This window comes from Oscillospiraceae bacterium, from assembly GCA_025758045.1.
Taxonomy (GTDB): domain Bacteria; phylum Bacillota; class Clostridia; order Oscillospirales; family Ruminococcaceae; genus Gemmiger.
Genome location: CP107208.1, coordinates 2,301,345 through 2,327,328 on the forward strand (window position 1 = coordinate 2,301,345; position 25,984 = coordinate 2,327,328).

General features: G+C 51.7%; 24 protein-coding genes. 17 read left to right on the plus strand and 7 right to left on the minus strand.

Going from position 1 to position 25,984, the window contains the following annotated elements; genetic code table 11:
- The first annotated feature begins 11 nt into the window (after nt 1–11).
- From OGM81_10730 to OGM81_10740, 3 genes are all read left to right on the plus strand, one after another.
- Entirely contained in the window at nt 12–1,448 is a 1,437-nt protein-coding gene (locus OGM81_10730) for a hypothetical protein (GenBank protein ID UYJ42807.1), read from the plus strand.
- Entirely contained in the window at nt 1,445–2,164 is a 720-nt protein-coding gene (locus tag OGM81_10735; protein ID UYJ42808.1) for an ABC transporter ATP-binding protein, read from the plus strand. Before OGM81_10730 ends, OGM81_10735 begins: the two co-directional genes overlap by 4 nt.
- A gap of 154 nt (nt 2,165–2,318) precedes the next feature.
- Complete coding sequence (locus tag OGM81_10740) at nt 2,319–3,341, plus strand: acyltransferase family protein (GenBank protein ID UYJ42809.1); 1,023 nt, start codon at nt 2,319–2,321, stop codon at nt 3,339–3,341.
- A gap of 256 nt (nt 3,342–3,597) precedes the next feature.
- On the opposite strand, the gene OGM81_10745 is transcribed toward OGM81_10740, so the two are convergent.
- From OGM81_10745 to OGM81_10760, 4 genes are all read right to left on the minus strand, one after another.
- On the minus strand, nt 3,598–4,281 hold the full coding sequence (locus tag OGM81_10745; protein UYJ42810.1) for a 5'-methylthioadenosine/adenosylhomocysteine nucleosidase: 684 nt from the start codon (nt 4,279–4,281) through the stop codon (nt 3,598–3,600).
- A 16-nt stretch (nt 4,282–4,297) separates the two neighbouring features.
- Nucleotides 4,298–5,428 carry a redox-regulated ATPase YchF gene (gene ychF, locus OGM81_10750; GenBank protein UYJ42811.1) on the minus strand — a complete coding sequence of 377 codons (1,131 nt, stop codon included), beginning with the start codon at nt 5,426–5,428 and terminating at the stop codon, nt 4,298–4,300.
- 83 nt (nt 5,429–5,511) lie between these two features.
- Nucleotides 5,512–6,702 carry a site-specific integrase gene (locus OGM81_10755; GenBank protein ID UYJ42812.1) on the minus strand — a complete coding sequence of 397 codons (1,191 nt, stop codon included), beginning with the start codon at nt 6,700–6,702 and terminating at the stop codon, nt 5,512–5,514.
- An 85-nt stretch (nt 6,703–6,787) separates the two neighbouring features.
- Nucleotides 6,788–6,991 (minus strand): excisionase, encoded by a 204-nt coding sequence (locus OGM81_10760; GenBank protein UYJ42813.1) that lies wholly within the window; start codon nt 6,989–6,991, stop codon nt 6,788–6,790.
- Between the two features lie 630 nt (nt 6,992–7,621).
- On the opposite strand from OGM81_10760, the gene OGM81_10765 reads away from it, so the two are divergent.
- The 13 genes from OGM81_10765 (at nt 7,622) to OGM81_10825 (ending at nt 22,176) form a co-directional block, all read left to right on the plus strand.
- Entirely contained in the window at nt 7,622–8,677 is a 1,056-nt protein-coding gene (locus OGM81_10765) for a YqaJ viral recombinase family protein (protein ID UYJ42814.1), read from the plus strand.
- 19 nt (nt 8,678–8,696) lie between these two features.
- Entirely contained in the window at nt 8,697–10,985 is a 2,289-nt protein-coding gene (locus tag OGM81_10770) for an ATP-dependent RecD-like DNA helicase (GenBank protein ID UYJ42815.1), read from the plus strand.
- A 27-nt stretch (nt 10,986–11,012) separates the two neighbouring features.
- Nucleotides 11,013–11,966, plus strand: coding sequence for a hypothetical protein (locus OGM81_10775; GenBank protein ID UYJ42816.1), 954 nt, complete (start codon nt 11,013–11,015; stop codon nt 11,964–11,966).
- Nucleotides 11,967–11,987: 21 nt separating this feature from the next.
- Nucleotides 11,988–13,115, plus strand: coding sequence for a hypothetical protein (locus tag OGM81_10780; protein UYJ42817.1), 1,128 nt, complete (start codon nt 11,988–11,990; stop codon nt 13,113–13,115).
- Between the two features lie 64 nt (nt 13,116–13,179).
- The gene (locus OGM81_10785; GenBank protein UYJ42818.1) at nt 13,180–13,956 is read left to right on the plus strand and encodes a Cas9 inhibitor AcrIIA9 family protein; all 777 of its coding nucleotides are present in this window, start codon (nt 13,180–13,182) and stop codon (nt 13,954–13,956) included.
- The gene (locus OGM81_10790) at nt 13,953–15,962 is read left to right on the plus strand and encodes a PcfJ domain-containing protein (GenBank protein UYJ42819.1); all 2,010 of its coding nucleotides are present in this window, start codon (nt 13,953–13,955) and stop codon (nt 15,960–15,962) included. Before OGM81_10785 ends, OGM81_10790 begins: the two co-directional genes overlap by 4 nt.
- Before the next feature lie 19 nt (nt 15,963–15,981).
- Nucleotides 15,982–16,182 carry a hypothetical protein gene (locus tag OGM81_10795; protein UYJ42820.1) on the plus strand — a complete coding sequence of 67 codons (201 nt, stop codon included), beginning with the start codon at nt 15,982–15,984 and terminating at the stop codon, nt 16,180–16,182.
- A complete protein-coding gene (locus tag OGM81_10800) occupies nt 16,179–16,397 on the plus strand; it encodes a hypothetical protein (protein UYJ42821.1) in 219 nt (72 codons plus the stop codon). Before OGM81_10795 ends, OGM81_10800 begins: the two co-directional genes overlap by 4 nt.
- A 165-nt stretch (nt 16,398–16,562) precedes the next feature.
- A complete protein-coding gene (locus OGM81_10805; GenBank protein ID UYJ42822.1) occupies nt 16,563–17,927 on the plus strand; it encodes an ATP-binding protein in 1,365 nt (454 codons plus the stop codon).
- A gap of 90 nt (nt 17,928–18,017) precedes the next feature.
- Nucleotides 18,018–18,704, plus strand: a complete 687-nt coding sequence (locus OGM81_10810; GenBank protein UYJ42823.1) for a VanZ family protein — start codon at nt 18,018–18,020, stop codon at nt 18,702–18,704.
- A gap of 393 nt (nt 18,705–19,097) precedes the next feature.
- A complete protein-coding gene (locus OGM81_10815) occupies nt 19,098–20,489 on the plus strand; it encodes a hypothetical protein (GenBank protein UYJ42824.1) in 1,392 nt (463 codons plus the stop codon).
- Between the two features lie 11 nt (nt 20,490–20,500).
- Nucleotides 20,501–21,499: a M28 family peptidase gene (locus OGM81_10820; protein ID UYJ42825.1), complete on the plus strand. Its 999-nt coding sequence runs from the start codon at nt 20,501–20,503 to the stop codon at nt 21,497–21,499.
- Between the two features lie 251 nt (nt 21,500–21,750).
- A complete protein-coding gene (locus OGM81_10825; GenBank protein UYJ42826.1) occupies nt 21,751–22,176 on the plus strand; it encodes a M23 family metallopeptidase in 426 nt (141 codons plus the stop codon).
- Here OGM81_10825 and OGM81_10830 read toward each other — a convergent pair.
- Nucleotides 22,164–22,640, minus strand: a complete 477-nt coding sequence (locus OGM81_10830) for a phage holin family protein (GenBank protein UYJ42827.1) — start codon at nt 22,638–22,640, stop codon at nt 22,164–22,166. The two genes, OGM81_10825 and OGM81_10830, sit on opposite strands and share 13 nt — an antisense overlap.
- Before the next feature lie 264 nt (nt 22,641–22,904).
- Here OGM81_10830 and OGM81_10835 point away from each other — a divergent pair, with 264 nt between their 5' ends.
- Nucleotides 22,905–23,615: a M23 family metallopeptidase gene (locus OGM81_10835; GenBank protein ID UYJ42828.1), complete on the plus strand. Its 711-nt coding sequence runs from the start codon at nt 22,905–22,907 to the stop codon at nt 23,613–23,615.
- Between the two features lie 291 nt (nt 23,616–23,906).
- Here OGM81_10835 and OGM81_10840 read toward each other — a convergent pair whose 3' ends face one another.
- Nucleotides 23,907–25,154, minus strand: coding sequence for a hypothetical protein (locus OGM81_10840; GenBank protein ID UYJ42829.1), 1,248 nt, complete (start codon nt 25,152–25,154; stop codon nt 23,907–23,909).
- A gap of 147 nt (nt 25,155–25,301) precedes the next feature.
- The gene (locus OGM81_10845; protein UYJ42830.1) at nt 25,302–25,865 is read right to left on the minus strand and encodes a hypothetical protein; all 564 of its coding nucleotides are present in this window, start codon (nt 25,863–25,865) and stop codon (nt 25,302–25,304) included.
- Nucleotides 25,866–25,984: the final 119 nt, after the last annotated feature.

Sequence of the window (25,984 nt, forward strand, 5' to 3'; positions counted from 1 at the left end):
AGTGACCTGCTATGAAAGAAACGAAAACTAAAAAATCTACTTATCTGCGTAACTTTATCATTGCTGTCGCCCTATCGGCGGCCATCCTCGCCGCCGGTGCCCTGTGGGTGCTGCTGGGCTGGCGCAGCGCGCTGGACATCACCCTCACCGACCTGGCAGGCGACCCCGCCGCCCTGCGCGGCTTTACGATGCGCGGCCAGAGCTACTTCGACACCGCCCACACCTACTGGGACCTGCACGATGGCTACCTGGACACCAGCTTTGCCCTTGACCCTGACGAGAGCGATGACCGGTACCGCTACAGTGCGTGGGGAGCATCTCACACGACTTTTTACGCTGTAACGCCGGAAACGCGCGACGAAGTAAACGCCGCCGCCCAGCGCGTACAGGTGTATGACGACAACTGGCAGATGCAAAGCACCGCGTCCCACTTCCGCGTGATGACCGAAATCAGCATGGGCAGCGATGTTCTCCGCGTGGCCCTGCGGGATGTGGTGCTGGATGCGCCCATCTCGGTAAGCGCCAACGTCGAGGGGCCCACCTATCTGGACCGCACCAGCGTCAGCTATGATTACACGGCCGATTTTTCCGACGAAGTGGAGGATACCAACACCGATTACCGCTACATTGCCGGGCAAATTTTCTCGCTGGGCGACGGCCGGGGCCTTGCCTGGCGGTACACCGTTGCCGACCGCAAGGCCGGGCTGTACAAGGCCAACCCCATCAGCTATGACGACCTCGCCGCTCTGCCTGCCGACGGCAAAGTCGGCGACCGCGACGTGCTTTGCGCCACCACCGAGTTCGGCACGCTGGAACCGTTCTACTGCCCCGAAAACGCCCGACAGGTGGTCTGCGGCCTGCCCATGGATGACGGCCTGACGCTCTGCGTTTACCTTGACCCGCTGAACAAGGCCTGCGCCGACCTCGTCAACGCGGCGGGGGAGCAGGTGGACCATGTCGACCTGGGCATCGAGGGCGACAACGGTGATTTTTCGGTGACCGCGCTGCCCCGCACCACCGACCGCGACGCCGTGCTGAAAGTCGACTACGGCAGTACGCTTGTGGCCCTGCGTGTGCAGGATGGCAAGTTTATCTTGAACAAAAGCCTCTCCATAGAGGGCAACATCGACCTGAACAGCGTTGACCTCTACATGCGCAACGCCGAGGACGCCGTGCTGAACACCGCCGGTGATGCACTGCTCATCGCCACGCCCGAATACACCACCGTGGGCGATGCCAACGCCGAAAATAGCTACAACATCTACCAGACCGGCACGCTGCTGCTGGTCTATCCACTGGATGGCAGCGCCCCGCGCTACCGCGGCCGCCTGGACAACGGCGCCGACCGCGATTGGGGCGGGCAGCTGAACAAGTACTACCTTAGCTGGTCTGCGCGCCACTATATGAACTACGAACTTTACGAGAAAGACCGGGAGAGACAGCTATGATCGAGGTAAAAAATCTGCAAAAGACCTACCGCAGCCATGGCCAGACCGTGGGCCTGCTGGGGGCGGACTTCACCGTGCCGGACGGGCAGATCGTGGGCGTATTGGGGGAGAATGGCGCCGGAAAAACCACGATGCTGCGCTGCATTGCCGAGCTGCTGCCCCACAAGGGCACGGCGCTGCTGGACGGCAGACCGGCGGGCGAACAGTATGGGCGCATCAGCTACATCACCGGCGAGGGCAGCTATTACCCCGCGCTGACGGTGGCCGCCTACGGCCAGCTGCTGGCCGACCTGCACCCGGCGTTTGACCCCGCGCGGTACGCGAAGTTTTTGGAGTTTTTCAGCCTGCACGGGTCGGACGTCATCGGGCATCTCTCCACCGGCCAGCGCGCCCGGGTGGAGCTGGCCGCGGGCTTTGCCAAGCGGGTGCCCTACTACCTGATGGACGAGCCGTTTTTGGGCAAGGACCCCTTTACACGGCGGGACTTCATCAAGCTGATGAGCGCCACCCTCACCGGCGGCGAAACGCTGCTGCTCTCGACCCATTATATCGAGGACGTGGACCATTTCCTCGACCGTGCGCTGATTTTGCACAACGGCCGCATTGCCGAGGACCTGCTGCTGGATACTCTGACCCCCGGCGACACCCTGTTAAACCACATGGCCGCCGCCTGCCACTGGGACCCCAAACGGTACTTGGAGTTTGAGGAAGAATAAAAATTCCCGCAGCTATAACCAGCTGCGGGATTTTTTGTGTTTTGTAGGAAATGTAAAAAAGAAACGGATGATTTCTCTGAAATCTTCCAAAGTGATTGTTTGGACAAATTACTTTTGAAACTGCTTATGAGCTTTATGAAACGGCAGGTTAATTATGGGAACAGGATCATCTGATAAAAACTATCTTATTGAGTTGGATTGCTCAAGAGATTTAGCCGCAATATTTATACTTGTGTACCATTTCATTATTGAATCAAATACAGCTGGATATATCCATTTTTCTCCATTTATACTCCAAATGTTTAGCTTTTGGGGAAGCATTGGGGTCAATTTATTCTTTTTGCTTTCTGGGGCAAGCTTAACCCACCGTTGGCAAAACAGGTGGAATCTAAAGGAATATGTAAAAGGCAGAATTTTAGCGATTTATCCGGATTTTTGGGTGATATTTTTTTCTTTATTTGTCTATGGAGAAGTCTTGCATGGAAATAATGCCTCAGTCCCAAAATGGAAACTCATCTTTTCTATTATAGGGGTTGACGGCTACATGCAACAGTTCACCTCTACGTTTTATAAAATTGGCGAATGGTTTTTAGGATGTTTACTCATTTTATATTTTTTGTTCCCTATTTTTCGTTATTTCGTTTCGCCTAACAAAAGGACGTTCTTTGGTGGTTCTATTCTTTTTCTATTTTGGCTTATTGGGCCTTCTTTGTGTTTGCCATACGATGGTAATCACATGGTATTGGGACAAGCCTTTGTGTTTTGGGTTGGCATGTTGCTTTCACAGCTTTTCGGTCGTAAGTACAATTGTAAACAACTTGTATTCTGCGGAGTCATATGTGGAGTCCTTGCATTATTATATGTACCCACAAAATACATAGCTTTCTTCTCCGCCATTTTTATAATACTATTTGCTGGTGTTTCTGCCCAATACTTAAAAAAGCTTCCATATTCCATACGCTTATTCATACGCCTTTTTTCAAAGCAAAGTTATCGTATTTTTCTTATCCACCATGTACTATTAGTTATTGTAATTATTCCGCGTGCAATTCTATATGCTTGGCATCCAATCTTTACATTCATCGTATATTTCATTTTCTGTATCATATTATCAGCATTGTTAAGCTATATTTCAAAACCAGTCGCGTTGTTGCTTAAGACTTTGCTTGATTACTGATGTTTGATACCCACCATTATGGAAAGGACAACTGTTGGGTAGACTGCATAAACAGTACCGGCAGCATAATGCTGTTGTTGATGTAGGGGCGCACAGTATGCGCCCACTAACGGCGCGGCAAACGCAGGTACAACGGGCCGATATAGAATCGGCCCCTACGAGCGTAAGGAAAATGGCATGCAAATTCCGTAGGGGCGGATTCCATATCCGCCCGCGGGCGAACAATGTTCGCCCCTACACTACGCCTTACATCAAATCACACGCTCTCAATCATCCGCGTCACAATTTCGGTCGCAGTCTTGACGTACTCGGTGATGCTGAACTGCTTGACCACCAGCACCTCATACCCGCTCTCGTCGGCGTTGTCGCTCATGGCGCGCAGGATGACGCAGGGCACGCCGTTGCGGCCGGCAATCTGGCTCACGGCAGCGCCTTCCATCTCCACGCAGTCGGGATGGCACTTTTCCTCGATGGTTTTCTTCGTAGCTGCGTCACCTACAAAGGTGTCGCCGGTGGCGATCTTGCCCGCAATGGCCTTCACGCCGCAGGCTTCGCAGGCATCCAGCGCGGCCTGTACCAGCGCGGGGTCGCCGTGGTACTCGGTCTGGAACGGGGCGCTCTGGGCAATCATGCTCAGCTCCGCGTCGTGGTAGACCACGGTCTCGCCCACGCAGACATCACCGATGCCGATTTTGCTCGTCATATTGCCGGCAATGCCGCTGAAAATCAACTTATCAATGTTATATTTTGTGCAAAGCACCTGCACGGTGCTGGCGGCGTTGGCCTTGCCCATACCGGCGCAGCACACCACCACCTGCTTGCCCTGCAGGGTGCCGCAGTGGTACTCCACCCCGGCGTAGTTCTCTTTGGTCACGTCGGCCAGCTGGGCACACAGCTGGTCCACTTCGTCGGGCATAGCGCCCATAATGCCAATAATCATCGTTGTATCTCCAATTTTACACGTTGAACAGGAACTCGATCACGTCGCCGTCGTTAACAACGTACTCTTTGCCCTCGGTGCGCTGCAGGCCCTTGGCCTTGACGGCGGCGTAGTTGAAGTCGGCGTCCTCCAGGTCCTTGTAGGCGATGACCTGCGCACGGATGAAGCCGCGCTCGAAGTCGCTGTGGATCTTACCGGCTGCCTGGGGGGCCTTGGTGCCGCGCTTGATAGTCCAGGCGCGGCATTCTTTCTTGCCATCGGTCAAGAAGCTGATGAGTCCAAGCAGCTCGTAGCTGGCCTTGATAAGCTTGTCCAGACCCGTGGATTCAATGCCCATTTCCTGCAGGAACGCGATTTTTTCCTCCTGGGTGGAACCGGCGATGTCCTCCTCGGTCTTGGCGCAGATGGGGATAGCCTGGGCGTTTTCCTCCTTGGCGCGGGCGGCGACCAGGGGATAGTAGGGGTTCTCGTCCAAGCCGCCCAGCAGGTCGTCCTCGCCCACGTTGCAGGCGTAGATGACCGGCTTGGCGGAGAGCAGGCCCAGCTCCTTGCGGGTGGCCTTCACAGCGTCGTCGCTCTCGTCAAAGGCGAAGCTGCGGGCGGGCTTGCCGGCTTCCAGCCAGGCAGCCAGGTCGGCCAGCCAGGCAGCCTCGGCGGCTGCGGCCTTATTGCCGGTCTTGGCAGCTTTCTGCTGGCGGCCCAAACGGTTGCTTACAACCTCCAGGTCGGCCAAAATCAGCTCCAGGTCGATGGCGTCAATGTCGCGGATGGGGTCAACGCTCTCGGGCTTGTTCACGTCCTCGACCACATGGATGATATTGTCGTCGTCAAAGCAGCGCACCACGTGCACGATGGCGTCGCACTCGCGGATGTGGCCCAGGAACTTGTTGCCCAGGCCGGCGCCCTGGCTGGCGCCCTTGACAAGGCCTGCAATGTCGACAAATTCCACGATAGCAGGCGTCTTTTTGTCGGTCTCCCAAATCTCGGCCAGCTTGTCCAGCCGCGGGTCGGGCACCGGCACAATGCCGGAGTTCGGCTCAATGGTGCAGAAAGGATAGTTCGCCGCCTGCGCGTTCTGCGTGCTGGTCAGCGCATTAAAAAGGGTGGATTTGCCTACATTAGGAAGGCCCACGATACCTAATTTCATATTTTTCCATATCTCCTTTATTATCGTTGTTTTTTGTTACCGGATTTGGGGTTTTACCCCCATTTTACCCCCATTTTCGAGGTTTACCCCTTTTTCTCTATATCAGCTGCCTCAAAAAGACGCACGGCGTTCTGCATTGAATCATCAGAAACATGGACGTATTTGTCCATCGTCGTCTTGATACTGGTGTGCCCCAGCAACTGCTGCAAGACCTTGGGCTGCATGCCGCGCTCAATCGCGCGGGTAGCATACGTATGGCGCAGCGCGTGCATCCCAAAGGGAGCAATGCCGGCTTTTTCGCACAGCTTATAGAGGTGGGTGTCATAGGAACTGTTCTTAATCGGTTCACCGGTGCGATAGTTTACAAAGACCAGATCGTGCATGCAGAAGTACATCTGCCTTCCGGTACGGCGGTCCGTGTATTCCAGAATCTGCTGCATGGTGGGCGACTCTTTACGGGTCAAGCGCTCGTCATAGCAGCTCTTCAAAATACGATATGCGGTATCGGTCAAGGGGATAGTGCGGTAGCTTTTCACCGTTTTGGGCGGCCCGGCACGCCAGTACTTGAAGTGATGGCGGTACTCCAAACTTTTATTGACGGTAAGAGTACGCTTCTTCCAGTTGATGGCATCCCAAGTCAAACCAATCAATTCACCCGTGCGCAACCCGGTTTCCAACAGCAGAGCATATTGCCGGTAGTTGTGGGAATCTTTTGCTACGTCGAGGAAACGCTTTTGTTCCTCAACGGAAAGGTAGCGGATATCGTCCACTGCACGGACCGGCTTGTTATAGCGCACGCCATTCATCGGATGTTTGACGATAATATCGTTCATCACAGCAGATTTGAACATGGTACCCATGGCAATGTAAGTCTGGCGGATCGTAGAACCGGCGTAGGTGCTTTCCATGCGGTTCAGAATGATCTGGCAGTGCATCGGCTTTACGTCGCCCATGCACATGGTTCCAATCACCGGCTGAACATTTCTCTTATAGCGTTCTGTGTAGTTGCGGATGCAGTTCGGAGAACGGTTACAGATGATGTTCGTGATCCAGTAGTCAAACCAATTGTCTACGGACATGTCAGAGTTGCAGGTGATGACGCGATGACGCAATTCGTATTTCGTATCGGCAAGCCAATTCTTGGCTTCGGGCAGCGACTTGAAATATTTTTCTCGCCGTTCCCCGTCTTTGGTATAGTATCTTGCGGAATATAACCCGTCCTTTCTTTGGCGTATGCCTTTTCCGCATTCTTTTCGCTTTAGGCTTTTACCCATAGTGGACTCCTTTCCAAAGCGGGAATCCAACGCGATACTGAAATTATAGCACATGAAATCCCTATTTTCAACGGCATTACCTCTCTTAAATAATCAGCTTGCTGCTGATGTAGGCTTCAAATTCCTTGCGCTTGACCAATTTCTTTGACCCTACATACAACACGAAAGGACAGTTGGGCTGTTTGAGCATAGCATCAATTTTGTTGATGCCGATATTGCTGTATTCAGATGCTTCTTTAATGGAAAGCGTCAGCTTCAGATGAATGGGTACACTTTCGGGATCTTGCATAATAAATGCCTCCTATTGCCTTTATAGTGTCAGATTTTCTTCGCGCGCGTGACAGCATCGATTTAAGGAATAAATCTTGCTGTATTCTAATTTTAATAGGAAAAACAACGATGGTATATACAAAAGCTGCGCGGATGTAATGCGGGCACCATGCTTTTATCATGCAAAATCTCACCATCTTGACAGGGCGGACATTCTTGTGCTATACTCCACCTGTAAATGATTTTTGTGCCTTGCGCACACGTTGTTTAAGTTTGTAATTCGTGCCAGCAGCCCTGTCCTGCCCATATCGGGCGGACGCTGCCGGCACTTTTCTTTTTATACGGGGTGAAAACACCCAACCATAGCGAGAATGATCGTGGTTCGCGGTTTGCCGTGAACATCAGGCATTGCCTGCAGTCATTCTCGCTTTTTTATTTTGTTTCAGAGCCGCCAGGCTTTGAGAAATACATTTTATATAGGAAAGGTGGAACACCAAATGAATGAACAGGTAAGACCCAAGGCAATCGCACGGCGCATCACGCGCCCGCGCAAGGCAAGACCCATCCCACGCAATTTGCAGTATCGGCTGTACAATGTGCGCACCCGGCCCAAGCGTCCCTATCTCCGGCGCGAGAGGAGGGGCTGAAGATGCCGGAGCACATACGGCAGGAACCCAAGGTGCTGGTCAGCACCGAAAACCTCACCGAGCAGGAATGGCTGGCATACCGCAGGCGGGGGATAGGCGGCAGCGATGTCGCCGCGATCCTCGGCATTTCTCCGTTCCGAACCGCCCGCGATCTGTACGATGACAAGCTGAACATCGCTTTGGCTGTCGATGATGCAGGCAACTGGGTGGCACTGGAAATGGGGCATCTGCTGGAACCACTGGTTGCCCAGATATTCACCAAGAAAACCGGGTTGGAAGTTTTCCAAATCAAGAAGATGTTCCAGCACCCGCAATATCCCTTTATGCTGGCAGATGTGGACTACTTTGTTCGCCTGCCAAACGGAAAAATTGCGCTGCTGGAAATCAAAACGACCAACTACAACGCAAAAGACCACTGGTGGAAGGACGGCGAGGAATGTGTTCCTGTCTACTACGAGACACAGGGGCGGCACTACATGGCCGTCATGGACATGGACGAAATCTTCTATTGCTGTCTCTACGGCAACAATGAGGACGAAGTCATTATCCGCCACCTGTACCGTGACCGGGAATATGAGCAGGAAATGGTCTATCTGGAACGCGAGTTTTGGCACGACCACATCTTGACCCGCATCCCGCCGCCCTACACCGAGGACGGCAGTCTGATTCTCGAAAGCCTGCGCCGCCGCTTAGGTGCTGCGGATAAGACGATTCCTGCCATCCAGCTGGACAATGACCTGTCTGCTACCATGCTGCGGTATCTCCGCTTACAGGAGCAAAAGCAGCAAGTGGAAACGCAGGCAAAAACGCTGGACACAGAAATGCAGCGGCTGAAAGGTCAGATGGTTGCCAAACTGGACGGCAGCTGCATGGCGATGGGGGAGTACGGCGGTACACAGTACACAATCAGCTACAACCCCGTCAGCCGGACAGGCATCACGAAAGACAACCTCCAAAAGCTGAAGCTGCTGCACCCGGATATTTATGACGAGTACGTCACGGTATCGGAATCGCGGCGGTTCAGCATCAAGGCAAAATCGGCGGACGAAGCCGCCTGACAAAGAAGGGAGCGTGCCTATGCACGACAGTGAACAGGAACACAGCGGCATTACCGGCTGCCGTGTCACCTACGAATCTACGATTTTTTACAACGAAGCAAACAAATTCTCCATCATCGTTGTCAAAACCAATGATCCGCGCATTCCGCTGCAGGCTTGCAGCGACCGCTATTACGGCGACCGTATGCTGCGCTTTACGGCGGTGGGGTACGAACTGCCCCGCACCAAGGCGGTGGAGCTGGAACTGGACGGTGAGTGGGTCGAGAGCAAGTACGGGTATCAGCTGCAGGTCGAGCAGTGGCAGGAAATCGTTCCGCAGACAGCGGACGGTCTGCTGGCATACTTGGGTTCCGGGCTTATCAAGGGCATCGGTCCCAAGACAGCAGAGGACATTGTTGCCACGTTCGGACCGGACACCCTGAATATCCTTGACAACGAGCCGGAAAAGCTGCTGCAAATCCGCGGCATCACCGAGGGAAAACTCAAGGACATTGAGGAATCCTACGCCGAGAGCCGCGTTCTGCGCAACCTTATGAGCCTTTTGGGGCCGTTCAAGATCACGCCCGCCACAGCACTGAAAATCTATCAGCACTTCGGCCCGGCATGTGTAGATATCCTCAAAAAATGCCCATATGATTTATGCCAGATTTCCGGCTTCGGATTCAAGCGTGTGGATGGCATCGTCCGTAAGACGGATAACCGCCTGCACAGCGCCGAGCGCATCAAGGGTGCGGTGCTGTACACGCTGGAGGATGCCCGCGGCAAATCGGGACATTTGTTTCTGCCATCGGAAGATTTGGTAAAGGAAACGCTTCTGCTGCTCAACGCACCTATTCCCATCCCGGAACAGCGCGTCCGCGCCGAGGAGGTGCAGGAAACCTTGCAGCAGATGATTCTGCATGGCGCAGTGGTTGCCTACAAGCAGTACCTGTACAGCCCGCGCGTGTTCGGGCAGGAGGACGACACCGCCCGCATGATTGCCGAGCGGCTTGCCAACATCAGCGTAGCCGAGAATATCGAGTCTGCGCTGGAATCGGTGCGCGAAAGTCTGGGCATCACGCTTTCCCAAAAGCAGGAACAGGCAGTGCGCACGGCGTTCCAGCATGGGCTGACGATTATCACCGGCTCGCCCGGTACCGGCAAGACCACCGTGTTAAAGGCCATTATCGAGGTGTTCAAGAACCTGCACCCGAAAGGGAAGTTCGCCCTTATGGCTCCTACGGGCCGTGCCAGCCGCCGCATGGCGGAAAGCACCGGCGTGGATGAAGCCCGCACGCTGCACAGCGCACTGGGCCTCGGCACCGGGGAAGAAGTAGGCGATGGCGAGCGCGTTCGCTTTGTGGATGCCGACCTCGTCATTGTGGACGAGTTTTCTATGGTGGATATGTGGCTGGCACAGCAGTTTTTCAAGCGCATCGGTCAGCATACGCGGGTCGTTCTTGTGGGTGACCCGAACCAGCTGCCCAGCGTGGGCGCCGGCAACGTGTTCTACGAGCTGATCCACAGCGGAATGGTGCCTGTCACGGTACTGGATTGGATTTTCCGCCAGTCGAAAGACGGCCTGATTGCCTACAATGCGAAGTTCATCAACGAGGGCAGCACCAAGCTGTACTACGGCAATGACTTTGTGTTCGTGGACAGCCCGACGCAAATCGAGACGGCGCGGCGCATCCAAGACATTTACTGCAAAGAAGCCGCCGAGCGTGGCATCGAGAACGTGCAGATCCTTTCGCCGTTCCGCGAGAAAGGCGAGGCAGCCTCCGAGCAGCTTAACCGTGCCATTCGGGAACGGGTCAACCCGTTCCGCTCGGCCGAGGAAGAAGTGAAGATCGGCAGCCGCATTTTTCGCGTCCATGACCGCGTTATGCAGACAAAGAACACCGAGAAAGTGTCCAACGGTGACCTCGGTTTTATTACCGGGATTACCACGAACAGCAAAGGCGAACGGCTTGTGCAGATGGATTTTGGCGGCGACCGCAAGTTGACTTACACGACGGAACAACTGGCGCACGTTGACCTTGCTTATGCCACAACAATCCACAAGGCCATGGGCAGCGAGTTTGAAACGGTCATTATCCCCATCGTCAAGGCACACACAATCATGCTGTATCGTAATTTATTGTATACAGCCGTGACCCGTGCCAAGAAAAAAGTCATCCTTGTGGGACATAAGCCGATTCTGTTTATGGCGGTTCACCGCGCGGATATCAGCAAGCGCAACACCATGCTGGGCGAGCGCATCCACCTGTACTGCAAGGCATACCACACCGAACGAAACGCACTGCCGGAACTGCAACAGGCCGGCTGAATGTAATAATGAAGGGAGAAATCACCCATGAAAGGGAATCAAGAACCTATGCTGTACACTACCAACGCCGCTGTGGCATCCTTAAACCATGTACCCGGCTTTGACCCGCTGAAATTCCTGCGCCGCACAACTTCCCGCAAAACCGGGGAGGACGTGATGCGTCTCGATTTGCGGTACAAAAAGCTGTGGTTCCGGCTGGCTTGCCCCACGGGGCGGCTGAAGCTCAACGCCCTGCGCATTACCGAGAAAATGGCAATTTTTGAAGCCAAGGTCTACCGTGACCGCGAGGATGCCGAACCGCTGAGCAGCTACGTTGCCAACTGCACGCTGGACGCAACGCCCGGTGGGCTGTATGTGGAAGCTGCGCAGGAGGAAGCGCTGGACACGGCGCTCTCCAATGCGGGCTTCGGCATCCAGTTTACCGATGTGGGCAGCGAATCCGAGGAATACGGCAGTGAGGTGCCGGTGGGAGCAAAAGCAGAGATTGCCAAGCCTGTGCAGACGAAAGTGGAAGTCGCAGAGCCTGTGCAGAAGCAGCCGGAGTCCGTGAAAGCTACCCCGCAGGAGTCTGCCAAGACTGACCCGCTGGATGCCATCATGGCGGACGATATGCCTGTTCCCGAACAGGTCACGGCAGAAGTCGTAGAAAAGCCTAAGACGGTTGTGCTGGAATCCGTGCAGTCTGCACAGACCCCGCCAGAACCGACGCAGAATGTCATTGTGCTGGAACAGGAACCGCCCGCCGCTGCGTATACCCAAAGCAGCCCGGTGGAGGAGATCCGCCGGCAGATGACCTACGAGCAGGCGCAGAACGTCATCGTAGACTGCGGCACCTGCAAGGGCTGGACGCTGGCACAGGTCGCTGACCGCCGCCCTGCCAGCCTGCGCTGGTATGTGAAAGGCTATCAGGGAGAAAACAACATCCTCCGCGCGGCGGCCGCCATTATATGGGACAGCTTGCAGGAGAAACAGGCGGGATAACCGGAAAGGAGGCCGTTTTGCATGACCTCATCTTCCGATACGTTTCCGTTTGGCATTGCCGATGTAGTAGAACTGCTGGGGCTTACTGTCCGTCGCCGTCTGCCGTCGAGCCTGTACTTAAACTGCCCCTTTTGTGGGGACCAGCGCGGGCGGCTCAACGTCAACACAGACAAAAACGTCTGGCGCTGCAACCGCTGCGGCGCGGCGGGCGGAATGCTGGCACTGTATGCCCGCTATAACTGCACCGGCAATGCCGATGCCTACCGCGAGATTTGTGAAGCGCTGGGGCGATACACACCCCGGCCAAGGGTGAATGACTGCATCGGGGTAAAGCCAGAGCAAAATGTCCGCGCAACCCCGCAGGAGATCCATCAGACCTACTCGCTGCTGCTCTCCATGCTGCCGCTGACACCCACGCACAAAGCGCATCTGCTGTCACCGCGGCGCGGGCTGACTGAGGAGCAGATCGCAAGGTTCGGGTTCAAATCGACCCCGCCTGCGTTTCTGTGCCGCAGTTATGCCGAGCGTCTGCAGCGGCAGGGCTGCACCTTGCAGGGTGTGCCGGGCTTCTATACGGACAATGCCGGGCGGTGGACGATCAATTTCGGCAGCCGCACGGCGGGCATCCTGCTCCCGGCTGTCGGTATGGATGGTTTAATCTGTGGTATGCAGATACGGCTGGACACGCCGCTGCGCCGTAGGGATGACCCACCGGGTAAAAGCGGAGCAAAATACATCTGGCTGTCTTCTATCGGCAAGCCGCATGGTGTGACCTCCGGCAGTCCGCTGCATTTTGTGGGCGAACCGTTTGCCAAGACCGTGTATGTGACCGAAGGACTGCTTAAAGCTGATATTGCCCACTGCCTGACAGGGCGTTCGTTTGTCGCTGTGGCAGGGGTGAACAGCTTGAACGGTTTGGAATCCGCACTGCGCTGCATGGCACAGAACGGCACCAAGCTGGTCGTGGAAGCCTACGACATGGACAAGTCAGAGAATGAATATGTGGCAGACGCCGCCGAAAAGGTACAGCAGATCGCCCATACAGCCGGGCTGCAAAGCACAAGCCTTGTCTGGAATACTGCCTACAAGGGCATAGATGACTGGCAGCTTGCTTTGCGGCAGGAAGAAACAAAAGAAAAAGCGGCTTGATGCCGCGCAAAGTTATGGCAGAGAGCTAAATTGACGGCTCTCTGCCTTTTTTAGAAAGGACGGAATGATGGGTATACTCTCTGAAATGGATATGATGAACCGCGATGCCGAGGATGATGCTTTTGAGGTGTCCTCGGACAGTGAAACTGTAGATTCTTTCAGCGAAGAATTTGAGCCGGTTGAACCCCCAAAGCCAGACCCGCAAGCGGAGGACGCGGAAGAAGCCCGCAAAAAGGCTGAATTTGATGCTGCCGAAGCCAAGCGCAAAGCCGAATGGGAAGCAAAACAGGCACAGAAGAAACTGCGGGAGCAGCAGGAGCTGGACCGTCTTGCCGCTATGTCGGATGATGACGTGATGCAGGCATCCATGAACCGCGTTTCGCAGGATACCGAGCGCCTGACCCGCCGCAACATGAAGCTATGCGTCATGGAGGACGTGCAGACCGAGTGTCTGGCTGACCCCGCTTTTGCCCGCCTTGTGATGAACCCCAAGAAAAAGATGCTGAATTGCTTCCACTACATCAACCGCAAGGCGCGGGAGTATCTGGAACAGGAAATGAAGGACAATGACGAAAAGCCTATGGGCGGCGGTTTCGGCGGCGATGTGCCGGACGAACTCTGCTACCAGTGGGCGCGGGAATATTTCCGCGATGCCGAAGCCAAGGAGGATGCCGAACCGGAAGAAAAGTTTGTCCCCAAAAATTACAACGGGAAAATGCCCAAGGCAGGCAAAGTCAAAAAAGATAAGCCCAAGAAAGCAGCGCCCAAACCAGCCCCGAAACCCGCGAACGAAGAACAGCTCACCTTTGGTGACTTCGGCACAGAGGAGGCAGCAGGATGAAACTGGACAAACGAGCCTGCCGTCATGCAGCCAATGTTCCGCTGCACATCAGCCTAAATGCCGGTGTGTTGTACACGGAACGGGTGAAATACCTTGTCACCGCTGCCGTCAAACTGCTTGGCGGGCATAGGGTGCTGACAGTTTACTTCTATGACTGTGAACGCCTGAAAACAAATGACCGTATGCCGAAGTGGGTCGTGTTTCAGGGCAAGGATACCTTTGCCACGCTGGAGCGTGATGCCGAGGGGAACGTCAAGTGGCGGGATGCCATGCTGATGAGCCTTGCCGATGAAAGTTTCTATAATTTTAGAGAATCCTGCGTTTTCTATAAAGGGACGGATGGCGCTGCAATCGCGGACTTTATCCATCGCAACGTAAGTGGCATCGCCGTGTTGAAGGAGTTACAGAACTATCAGTATAGCATCCGTAATAAGCAGGCAAAAGCTCGCCGCTGCAAACGTGATGCGGACATAGTCGAGAAAATGAAAAAGGTCCCGGCTGCACCCTCAAACTTGGCACACTGGATTGACCAAAATGTCATGCCGCACTATCTGTTTTATTCGTATGACAGGAACCAGCCAGCAACGCAGGTTTTTTGTACCTATTGCGAGAAGTTTTCTGTGATAAAAAAGCCGAAAACCGGAAAAATCTTTGTCTGCCCGCAATGCAAACAAAAGGCAATCGCCAAAGCGCAGGGGAGAAGAGCCGCCTACCATGAGGACAGGGAAACCTGCCAGGTTATTCAAAAAATCAGCGATGAAGAATTGCTGATACGGATCTTCAAGGTACGCTGGGCATATAAGGAAAAAAAGAATACGCCTGCGAAAGAAATTTATGAGAACGCAAGGTTATTTATCCGCGTCGTTGGGAAAGAAGGCACCGACACAGAAGCGTTCTATTATGACAGCGGTTATGATAGCGCAACACACTGGCGGAGAGGAAACCGTCCGAGGTTTTCTCCCTATACAAGCAGTTATGAAGCCGATGATACCGGGGCGGTTTACCTGCCATCACTGAAAAGAGCCTTGCAGGGAACACCGTGGCAGTATTGCGCACTCCGGCAGTTCTATGAACCTACGAAGGAGGCAATGCAGGTCAGTACCTATCTGCGCGTATATCGGCGCTATCCAAAACTCATTGAGCATCTTGTCAAAGTCGGATTCGAGCACATCGTCGCAGACATTGTGTATCGGCACGGTATGGGATCAGAAATTGATGACACGCAAAAACGCACACACCGCATTTTACGGGTCAACAAAGAAGATTTGACCATGCTGCGTGAGTTAAATGCTGGCATCGATACATTGAGAGCATACCAGCAATACACGAAGCTTAATTTGCGCAGTCGGCAGGAACTTTTACAGTGGCAGCTCAAAAATCATGTGCATACGGTTCCAACGCAGTGGTTTGCCTATATGACGGCAAGAAAATTCATGCGCTATATGGACAGCCAGCTGCCAGACTATATGCAGCTGAAGCGGGCTTTCCTCTATCGTTCCCCGATGGAAGAAGCAATCTCGACTTACAGCGACTATCTGCAAATGTGTCAAGAACAGAATTATGATATGAAAAGCAGTCAGGTTTTGTTTCCCAAACACTGCAATGAGGCCCATGACGAGTTGAGCCGATACATTAAGAAGTGTAGGGACGAGCAAACAAAGCGTGCATTTCGTGAAGTATATGAGCATTTGGCAGAAAAGGCTAACCTCACTTCAAAGAAACTGCAAATTGTCTGCCCCAAGCAAACCGATGACCTCATCGCAGAAGGACAGGCTTTGCACCACTGTGTCGGCACCTATATTGAGCGAGTGGCAGCGAAAAAATGTCTGATCGTGTTTGTCCGCCGCGTGGAAGAACCAAAAAAGCCGTATGTGACCGTGGAGGTGCGCAATGGTAAAATCGAGCAAATCCATGGCGACCACAACAGCGACCCTACGGAAGAAGTAAAAAAGTTTGTTGACCTGTGGAGCCGCAAGGTGCTGCCAATGGCTTTGCAGGCCGCGTAAGAAAGGAAGTGCTTGTCTTATGAAGCAACTTGGAAATCTCGCCATCGTCTGCGCCCGGCGCAAGGATGTGACCCTGCGCATAGAGCAGGGGAGAGTAATGGTCTTACTGGACGGCCCCTACGCGCCGACAGCGTTTTCTGCCGACTGGGATGACGATGAAACCATCCTGTCGGTGATCCACGAGTTGAATTTCGGCCGATGCGCCCCCAAAAGCCAATGAAAACTGAGGAATGGCAGGAAAAAGCCGCTTTCATCGGAAAACTACGGGAACTGACAGACCGCCTGAACCGCTGCCGTGCGGCGTATGAAGCCCATACGCCGCTGGTAAGTGATGAGGTCTACGACATTCTGTTCAGCGATTTGCAGACGCTGGAAAGTTGGCTGGGGTTGAGAATGAAGAACTCCCCCACCAAGAAAGATAACCACCTGATATGAGAAAGCCTCCAATCTATGCGGTATTGTGCATAGGTTGGAGGCTTTTGTTTGGGAAAAAGAGTATTGCTTTTTCATTTAGGTACTTGCTTTTCTATAGAGTTGATGCTACAATAATGCTGAAATGAAATTCAATGAATTGCAATTCAACGATTTTGGAGGCACGATATGTTTATTGGCCGTGAGAAAGAACTGGCGCTTTTACAGCAAGACTATATTGGAAAAGCAGCAATGGTCTATGGCAAACGTCGAGTTGGCAAGACCACCCTGATTCAGAAAGCACTCAAATCGAGCAGCTATCGGACGGTTTACTTTGAGTGCCTGAAAGGTACAATGCAAGACAACATCAGCGGGTTTGTGCAGGAATTGGTCCGGGCAAAAATCCTACCTGTGCCATTGAATTTTGGTACCTTGCAGGATGTGTTCGCATATCTGAATGCTCTGCCGGAGAAAATCGTTGTCGTCATTGATGAATACCCCTATCTCAAAGCTATGAACGACTCCGCAACTGTCGATTCCATCTTCCAAAACATCATTGATAATCGGCTGGTCAATATTGAACTCATTCTCTCCGGCTCCCACATCGGCATGATGAAAGATGCGTTGCAGGAAAAGAATGCCCTGTATGGCCGTTTTGCTGTAACGATCAAGCTCAACGAGCTGAACTATTTGGAAGCTGCAAAATTCTATCCTGACAAAACTCCCTATGATAAGGCGGCGCACTATGCCGTTTTTGGTGGCTCGCCTTTTGTCAATCAAGCGCTGCAACCTACGGCTACAATTCGGGAAAACATTATCAGCACGATCCTCAACCCTATGAGTGCTGTCTATCTCTATGCCAGCCAACTGCTGCTCTCGGATTACTCTGTCAAAATCAATGCCGAGCGTATCTTCTCGGTCATTGGAAACGGGAAGAAGCGGTACACAGAAATTGAAGATAAGCTGGATGTAAAAAAGACCGGCAACCTCTCCAAACAAATAAAATCGCTGATCGACCTTGAAATCATCGCGCGCAATAGCCCTATCAACAAGATTGGAGATAATAAGAAGTCCACTTTTGAAATCAACGACAATCTATTGCGGTTTTACTTTACTTTTATCTACAAGAATGCCAGTGCCTTGCAGGTTTTGGGGGCCGAAGCATTCTATGATGAGTATATAGCGCCAGCCCTGACGGATTTTATCTCCCGCCGATTTGAGGGTATCTGCCGCGACTATTTCAGCCATCAGGTTCGTTCCGGTAAAATGAAGGGGGTACGCAATATTGGCAGCTATTACTATGACGACCCCGCCCATCGCAAGAATGGTGAGTTTGATGTCGCCCTGGAATTTGCCGATGGATATGAGATTTACGAAGCAAAATATTATGCCCAGCCGATGACCCTTGATGAAATTCATCGTGAGGTCCAACAGGTAGAGGCCATCAAAGAACTCACAGTCAAGCAGATTGGGTTCATAGCTATCAATGGATTTGCGGAGAGGGAAGAACCTTATCTTTATCTGGACGGAAATGATATTTTTGCAAACGAATAAGTACCATATAGTAAATATAGCGCAGAACAATCAATCGAAGGAAACCTGACAGCAAAAACTATAACAAACACATTGGAGAGGCAACCGTTTATGAAAAGCAGAAGAAAACATAGCTTCCAGTTTATGACTATATTATATTTTGTGATAGTATTTTGTATGTGCGTATCACGTTTTAACGTGATTATGACAATTATGGGTGGTCAACTAACGCGGGTGGAAGAAATTAATCTACTGCCGTTCCATAGTGTTAGAGAAAACTTGCAATATGGTCGCAATCCTATTTCATGGGACATGCTTTATAACATGGTAATGTTTGTACCGTTTGGAATAATTTACTGTTATTACCAAAAGCATTTTCGCGTATATAAGGCAGTCGGAATGTCATGCTTGACAACATTCTTTATAGAAAGCGCGCAGTTCATTCTAAAAACCGGTGTCGTAGACATAGATGATTTTATTGTAAACACATTGGGAAGTTTGATGGGAATTATGGTGTATGTTATTCTGCAACATATATCCTTCAAAAATCAAAAGTTTGAAATTCACGAATTGATTGATATAAGTGCGACAATGCTTCCGCCGATGTTTGTTGCCTTCGTTGCGGAAATGTTTCTGGGAGTTGGCTCACTAAAACTGTTGCCAGTTCACGGTGCAGTGTTACTGTGCTATGGAATTTTTGTCTACGCATTTTTAATAAGGGATTTTACCCGCAAAGCAAAAGTTTATTATCTGGTATGTTATGTAGGAATCTTTTGTTTAAGTCGGGTGTTACTGTAGAAACAATAGAAAAATAGAATTTTGACCAAATCATTGAACCGCAAACCAGAAAAATAAAGTACATATGCTGTTTTTTAGGGGGCTCGAAATATCCTCAGCAGCAAATTGACGTTTTCCGCAAACTATGGTATCATACTCTTGTAAGTGATTTATGTGTCCTGCAAAGCAATTTGCGCTGACGCACGTTGGTATTTTTGTACTTTGTGCCTGCAATGCCGCTGACCGTCTGGTCTGCGCATTGCGGGCATTTTTTATCCACGGGGGGCACCCCGCATAAAGCGAGAATGACTTTTGTGCTGCTATTGGCAGCGAAGAAAAGTTGTTCTCGCTTTTTTATTTTGGTTTAGCGCCGCCCGGCGTTAAAAATAAAAATTCAAGAAAGGCGAGATCACAATGATGGACGAACTCAAACAGCAATTTTACGAGGTCATGCACAAGTATCAAAAGCCGTTTTCGGAAGAAGGCGTCACAGCAAACCTTACGCAATGGTACGAACAGAAGCAGGGGCTTTTACAGCTTCTGCGTAGGCATCCGCTATGGAATGAAAAAGAACTGGCAATCGTGTTCCGCGTGGAGGAGCGGCGAGAGATCGACCGTGCTACGGTAGATGAAACGCGCGCCGCCATACTGGAACTGGGCCGCAGGGCCTGCACAGATGATACGGTGTACGAAAACTTTGAAACAGCCCTGCGCGCATCAACCGCAGACTATGCCCGGATACCAAACGAATACCGCTTGGACACGATTCGGCAATACGGCGACATCAAGTGCGCACCAGGGCAAAAGGCGAGCCGCATTATCAATCGGCTCTGCCTGAAATTTCATCTCGACCAAATCGAAGAGGAAGCGGAAGCGGGCGAGCCGGACAACCGTTATATGCGTACAGTAAAGCCATACAACGCGCTGTTTGCACGGCTGGCCGATGCTCTGAACCCGGCGCATATCGAGAAAACCGCAGTGCTGTCAATCCACCCCTGCGATTTCCTCGAAATGTCCAACCGTGACAACACTTGGAGTTCCTGCCATTGCTTAGAAGGCGGCGGTTACCGCGGCGGCTGCCAGTCCTATATGGGTGATGCTGTCAGCATGATTTTCTTCACGGTCAGTGACGAGTACACGCAGGACTTCCATACAGCCCCGCGCATCACGCGAGAAATTTTCTGCTATAAGGATAATGTTCTGCTGCAATCCCGATTGTATCCTACAGATTTGGAGGACCAAAAGACATTGTATCGCAGCATCGTCCAGCAGGCAATCGCAACATGCCTTGACAAGCCGAACCTGTGGTCACTTAAGCGTGGAAAAGATACCGAACCTTACTGCGAGTCTGCGGCGGACAGCAACCACTATCCCGACTATAAGTATGGATACGCGGTTGCATCTTTGCTGAAAGGCGAAAACGACTATGGCCAAATGACGATAGGCTCCGTAGCCCGCTGCGTCTGCTGCGGTGGAGAACAGAAGAACCATCGTTCCATACGCTGTGCAGAGTGCGGCAATATGTATGTCTGCAAGGGCTGCGGCAAAACGGTGCATGGATATGGGCGCTATATTGATGAGCACTTTTATTGCAATGAGTGCAGCTATGAATGTGCGGTTTGCAAAGAAAAGTTTATCGGTATGCCGCGCATCGGAATTGCTCGTTCCGGTGAGCAGCGTGGGATATGCCCTGCCTGCTATGAGCAGGTTGTTGGCGTATGCAGAAACTGTACGATTCATGGAGACTGCCTTTCCATCGGTGCCAATCGCTTCTGCCCGAACCAGATGAGCGGCCTTGCCGCATAAAGGAGGAATCCATGCAAGAATTGACGTTTGAAACCATTCTACGTCTGCCGCAGATGGAATTGAAAAAGAGGTTAAAAGCCGAGCTGAAAAGCAGGGGTTACCCCGTTACCGATAAGCCCGGCTACCTGTATGCCGAGGGAACGATTCCTGTCTTGCTGGTAGCCCACATGGACACGGTTCACCGTCAGCCTGTCGAGCAGATATGCTATTCGGCAGACAGGGCAGTAGCTATGTCACCGCAGGGAATCGGCGGCGATGACCGCTGTGGTGTCTGGATGATTTTGCAGATCCTGCGCACGGCGAACTGTCATGTGCTGTTCTGTGAGGATGAGGAAGTCGGCTGTGTAGGTGCAAAGAAATTCACAAGAGGTCCTTTGCGGCCACAGGTAAACTACATTGTAGAGCTTGACCGCCGGGGCAGTAATGATGCTGTGTTTTACCGCTGCGATAACCCGGAGTTTGAGGACTTCGTCACCTCGTTTGGGTTCGAGACGGCCAATGGCTCGTGCAGTGATATATCTTATATTGCACCGTATCTGGAAACGGCGGCAGTCAATATCAGCTGCGGTTACTACTGCGAGCATCAACGGCATGAGTACATCCGCTTAGAAGGGATGGAACTGAATGCCGACCGCGTGGCGCAGATGGTCACGCAGCAGACGGAACACTTTGAATATATGGAACAGCAGGACAGCTTCTTCGGCGGGCGAGTTTACCAGTATTCTATGTGGGGGATGGCCTCGGAGCGTGAAACCTACAAGTGGCTTTCACCGCTACCGAAAGAAGCAAAAATCAAGCTGGGAACAGCGGAACTTATCATGTCTCATGCCAAGATTGACCGGCAGGGGAAGGTTCATCGCTATGTTCCCAAATTGAAAGCTGCTGTCCTGACAGAAAACGCCATAGCAGTAATGCCGGACGGTAAGAAAGCGAGATATGATTCCCAAAAGGCCAAGTGCCAGAAAGTGGTGCCCCTGTCAAGGGCGTTGGAAATACTGAATACAATATAAATACAGCCCCTTCCGCTGATGCAATTTCAGCAGAAGGGGCTGCCATTTTATTTATATGAATTTCCCCGGCGGGTCACAAATTACCGATTCCAGATATTGTTTTCAAGATCGATAAGCCGCTTCTTATACTCGGCCATCCGCTGATCGGCTTTGCCGTCATCATCGGGAAAGCTGACAAGGTAGCCGGTGTCCGTGTCATGGAAGCCGATTTCGCCGGTAAGGCCGCATATATCGGAAACTTTCAGTAAGGTATGGGGGAACTGGGTGGCGAGATCCTAACGCCCGGCTCCGACACCACGCTGGGTGGCGGCGCGCTGCAATGGCCGCTGCCGGTGGCGGGCACGATCACCTCGCCGCAGGGCTACCGCACCGACCCGATCACTGGCGAAACCAGCTACCACAGCGGCACCGACATCGCTGTGCCCGAAGGCACCCCGATCCTGGCGGCTGCCGACGGCACCGTCACTATCGCCAACGCCCTCGACAGTTGGGGCGGCAGTTATGGCTACCACGTCAAGCTCGACCACGGCGGTGGATTGACGACACTGTACGCGCACTGCTCGAGCATCTGCGTCACCGCAGGCCAGCAGGTCAAAGCCGGGCAGGTCATTGCCTACGTCGGCCACACCGGCCGCGCGACGGGGCCGCATCTGCATTTTGAGGTTCATTCGTCTTGATGTCCGGCGCTTGCCGTCGTGTCTTTGCGGTCAGATGCCTTGTGTACTTTCTCCAGCACTTCCCTTAAAACCGGTGGGACGGGCGCGCCCATCTCGGCGGCGTTTTCCAGAATGCTGCCCAGCTCCGTGGCAATGTACCAGGTCAAAACGACGGGCGTCAACAACATATCGTAATCAAACGGCAGTTGCAGGCCAAGCACATGGTTGATCACCAAACCCAAAAAGATATCGGTCAGAACACTTACACAAATCATAATGGTGCTGCCACCCTTGTGCCATAGCCCTTTCCGCGCCTTGCTGGAATTCCATGTTTTCTCCTTAACGGCCAGCGCGGTGCCTGTCACACAATCCAGCAGCATACAAATTGCATACAAAACCGCCAGCCACCCCAGCCAACCGTGCAGGGCAGCCCACAGCCCGAACGCACCGACACTCGCCAGTTTTTCCACAGTGTTTACTTGCATGATTTTAAATTCCTTTTCTCACAAAACTTCTGTTATTTGATCTATTATTTAAAGAGAATCAAGTTCAATAAATGTAAACGTCCACTATTTATATACAGTATAGCTGGATTCATAACACAGTGCACCAGACACACAACTATTTTTGCTCTTTGATTGGTGTTTCTAATTTTTTGAATTGAGATTTACAATTCGCTGTAAACGTTCTCTGTATATAGTGAACGTTCAAATTCAGCCAATTGGCAAAAAACGAAAGAAGGTAAATTTATGCTTTTTGAAGGTATTAATCGCATTTATCGTGATTATGGGGTGTTTGACTATCCCCGGTCTGGTGGGTCTCGCCATAATGGTATGGACATTGATGGCGTGAATAGTTTTGTCATTCGCATGCCGAGCTTTAATGGTAAAACGATTTCCGGCACGGTGACTCGCTCCCGAATCGTTACTGACCATAGTGATTCCACTTGGGAATGGGGCTATTATGTTACCGTTAAACTGAGTACCCCGCAGACTGTCGATGGAACCGCCATTCACTATTTGACCTTTGCACATAATGCAAGAAACCTTGTTTCTGACGGGGATACTGTCACCACGGGTACGCCGCTTGCTATTGCAGGCAAAACTGGCAATGCTGAAGGTGAGCATATCCACTGTCACCTTCAGGCTCGCAACGTAAACAATTCCGGCGCGTATAATCCTGTGGGCTTTTCTGGCATTCGAAACGAAAAAGGCGAGTACAACATCAAGACATCCGGGAGCATGCAGAAAATTGAACTCGGCCCGGTTTTGAATTCTCAAGCATCGGCAATTTGGAACAAAGCAAAGGCTCTCGGCGTAACCTATGCGGCCTTTTATGCCGATCCTGATAATTCGCGCCAGATTATTCAGTTGGGGCCTGTTTCAAATTCTATGGCATCTACCCTTTATTCCTATGCGGTCAATGAAATGAAAGTCTCTTATCGAAGTTGGTATATCTAACGATGCTATGGCTATAAGACAAACCCGCACGATAGAGTACTGTACTGCCATTAAGATGCAATGAACAAAGATGCGCCCTGTCGAAGACACAAAGCTTCGACAGGGCGCATCTTTGTCTGCATTGTGATATCCGTCTCCACTTTGTCGGAACATTTAGGCGGCCTATGGCAAAGCAAAGTTAACAGCGAAGCCAAAAAGACGTGTGGGTAGAATCTTGTAAAATGTTGCGGTGAGCCGGTGGTGTTCCGCCTACCTTTTAAGGCAAACCAACCCCTGCGCCTTGGCCAACCACTACGTCTCTTGCTCAATTCCCAAAAAGCAAAACGGCAGATACTCCCAGGACACATTACTCTGGACGCTGATTCTGTACGGGCGCTCGCCCGGCATGAATAGAATTTCCCCGACCTGCGCGGAGGACGGCAGATAGTAGGTGAGGGATACCGTCGCTTCACTGCTTGGCGCTGCGGCGGATTCCGGCGTACCCGCATACAGGGAACTGGAATCCTGCTGCGAAAGCAGCGTGACGCGATAGGCTGCGCCGGCCAAAGGATATTTGATCGGGATGGCTTCTTCCTCATGTGTTTCTATCTGCACCGGCTGCAACAGCCCTGTGCAATCCAGATGCTGCCCAAACATTTCCAATAGAACTTTTTCAAACACCTCTTGCGAATAGTAGGGGATGCCTGATTGGTAGACCAGCGGCTGTATTTTGCTTTGCGCAGTCAAATACAGTATGGTTGCAGAAACTGCGTGGTAGATGGTGTCGTCTGCCGCAAGAGTGCTTTTACTTTCCATTGCAACAAAGGTGGACGGCGCTAACCAGAGCAAAAGCTGGCTGTCTTCCAGAAAGCGGGCCAGATGTTCGGCCGCCTGGATGTTCTCTATGCGCCCGGCTGACGTTTTATAGGTTCCCCAACCATTTCCGCTGGGCGCAATGGCCATGCCGTAATAGCTGAAATCTCCCATAGACGTTCTGACATCCAGCGTATAGGGTGCCATCGGCAAGCCGGTGGTCATATCCGTTCCGCCGGGAATATATATATTTCCGGTTTGTGATTGTCCTGCTTCCAACTCCAAAGGAAATTCCAGCTGATTTTCCCCGAATGGCCAGGTTTCGTGTACAGGGCAGGAGTCTAACGATATCTGATCCGCATGAAGTTCCCAAAGCCCTGTTTCCCGCAGTGCTACGATCGCATCCTCTGGCAACAGGACCGGCGTCGATGCATCCTCGCCATAAAACTGATGGTTTGGATACAAAAAGATTGTTTCGATCGTGAGAGGCTGATCTGTATAGTTGGTGATTGTTATTTCGGCATAGAGAGCCCAATTGGGATTGTCCGGCTGGTCGTATAGTTGCTGATAACAGCTCCGCTCTGGTGAAACTGAGACTGCGAGCGGTTCGGCCGTCGGTCGCGGCTGAGCAGTGGAAGAAGGCGATGAATGTGTTTGACTGACAGACAAATGCGAAGAATTGCTACACCCAGCGAGAATAATTGTGGATAATATGATTGCCATCATTCTACTATGTTTTCTTCTCATCTACATTCTCCTTTGCATTCTTTTTGAAATTGTTCAGAAGCTCTTTTGTTTTGCTGTAAAGAAAGTTGCTCGAATAATCTAATAAAATTATATCGGTTCCGGCTGATCACGTCAACCATGTGGCGGATTCTGTGCTGATCTTAACTGTTATATTGCAGTGTTTTTGTCTTTGCCCCAAGCCTCTTTGATTTTTTGAAGCGCTTTGATTTTGGTTTGGTTGATGGCTTGCCGGGTTTTGTGCTTTTGCCGTGCAACTTCGGCAACGGATCGCTGTTCAAAGTAGATGGCATAAACGATTGCAAACTCGTACTCATTCAAAACCTTATGCAAGTCTTGAAGAGTCAATTGGTCATATTGGTCACATGTACTTGTCTTCTGCGCATACTCAAGGGCTTGTGGAAGCGTAGCATCTTCCAGGTAAGAAGTACCCCGTTCTTTTGCCTTTTGTTTTGATAGCGCTATATATTCGTTTTTCACCGAATTGGCTATGTAACGAGTGACGGTGGCATCATCCGTTGAAGACAAGCGGCTCGTATCCCATGTTTTCAACATTGAGAGCAAAAAGCATTGCAAGTCTTCAAAGCTGTCCTCCCTGTGCAGGAAGAATGCATACCGCTTTATGAGCGGTTTGAACTTTTCGACAAGTTCTAAGGCAGCGTTAGCGTCGCCACCTTGATAGTCAAGAATTTGTTTGTGAATCTCTGCAGGCATTTTTCTCTACTACCCCTTGGGGTAAAGAGAAAAACACTGCAGATTTGTAAAGCACTCTAAACAGCGGTTAAAATAGGTGCCTGAATGGTATTGGCTATACCATAAAGCCCTGTACAAAC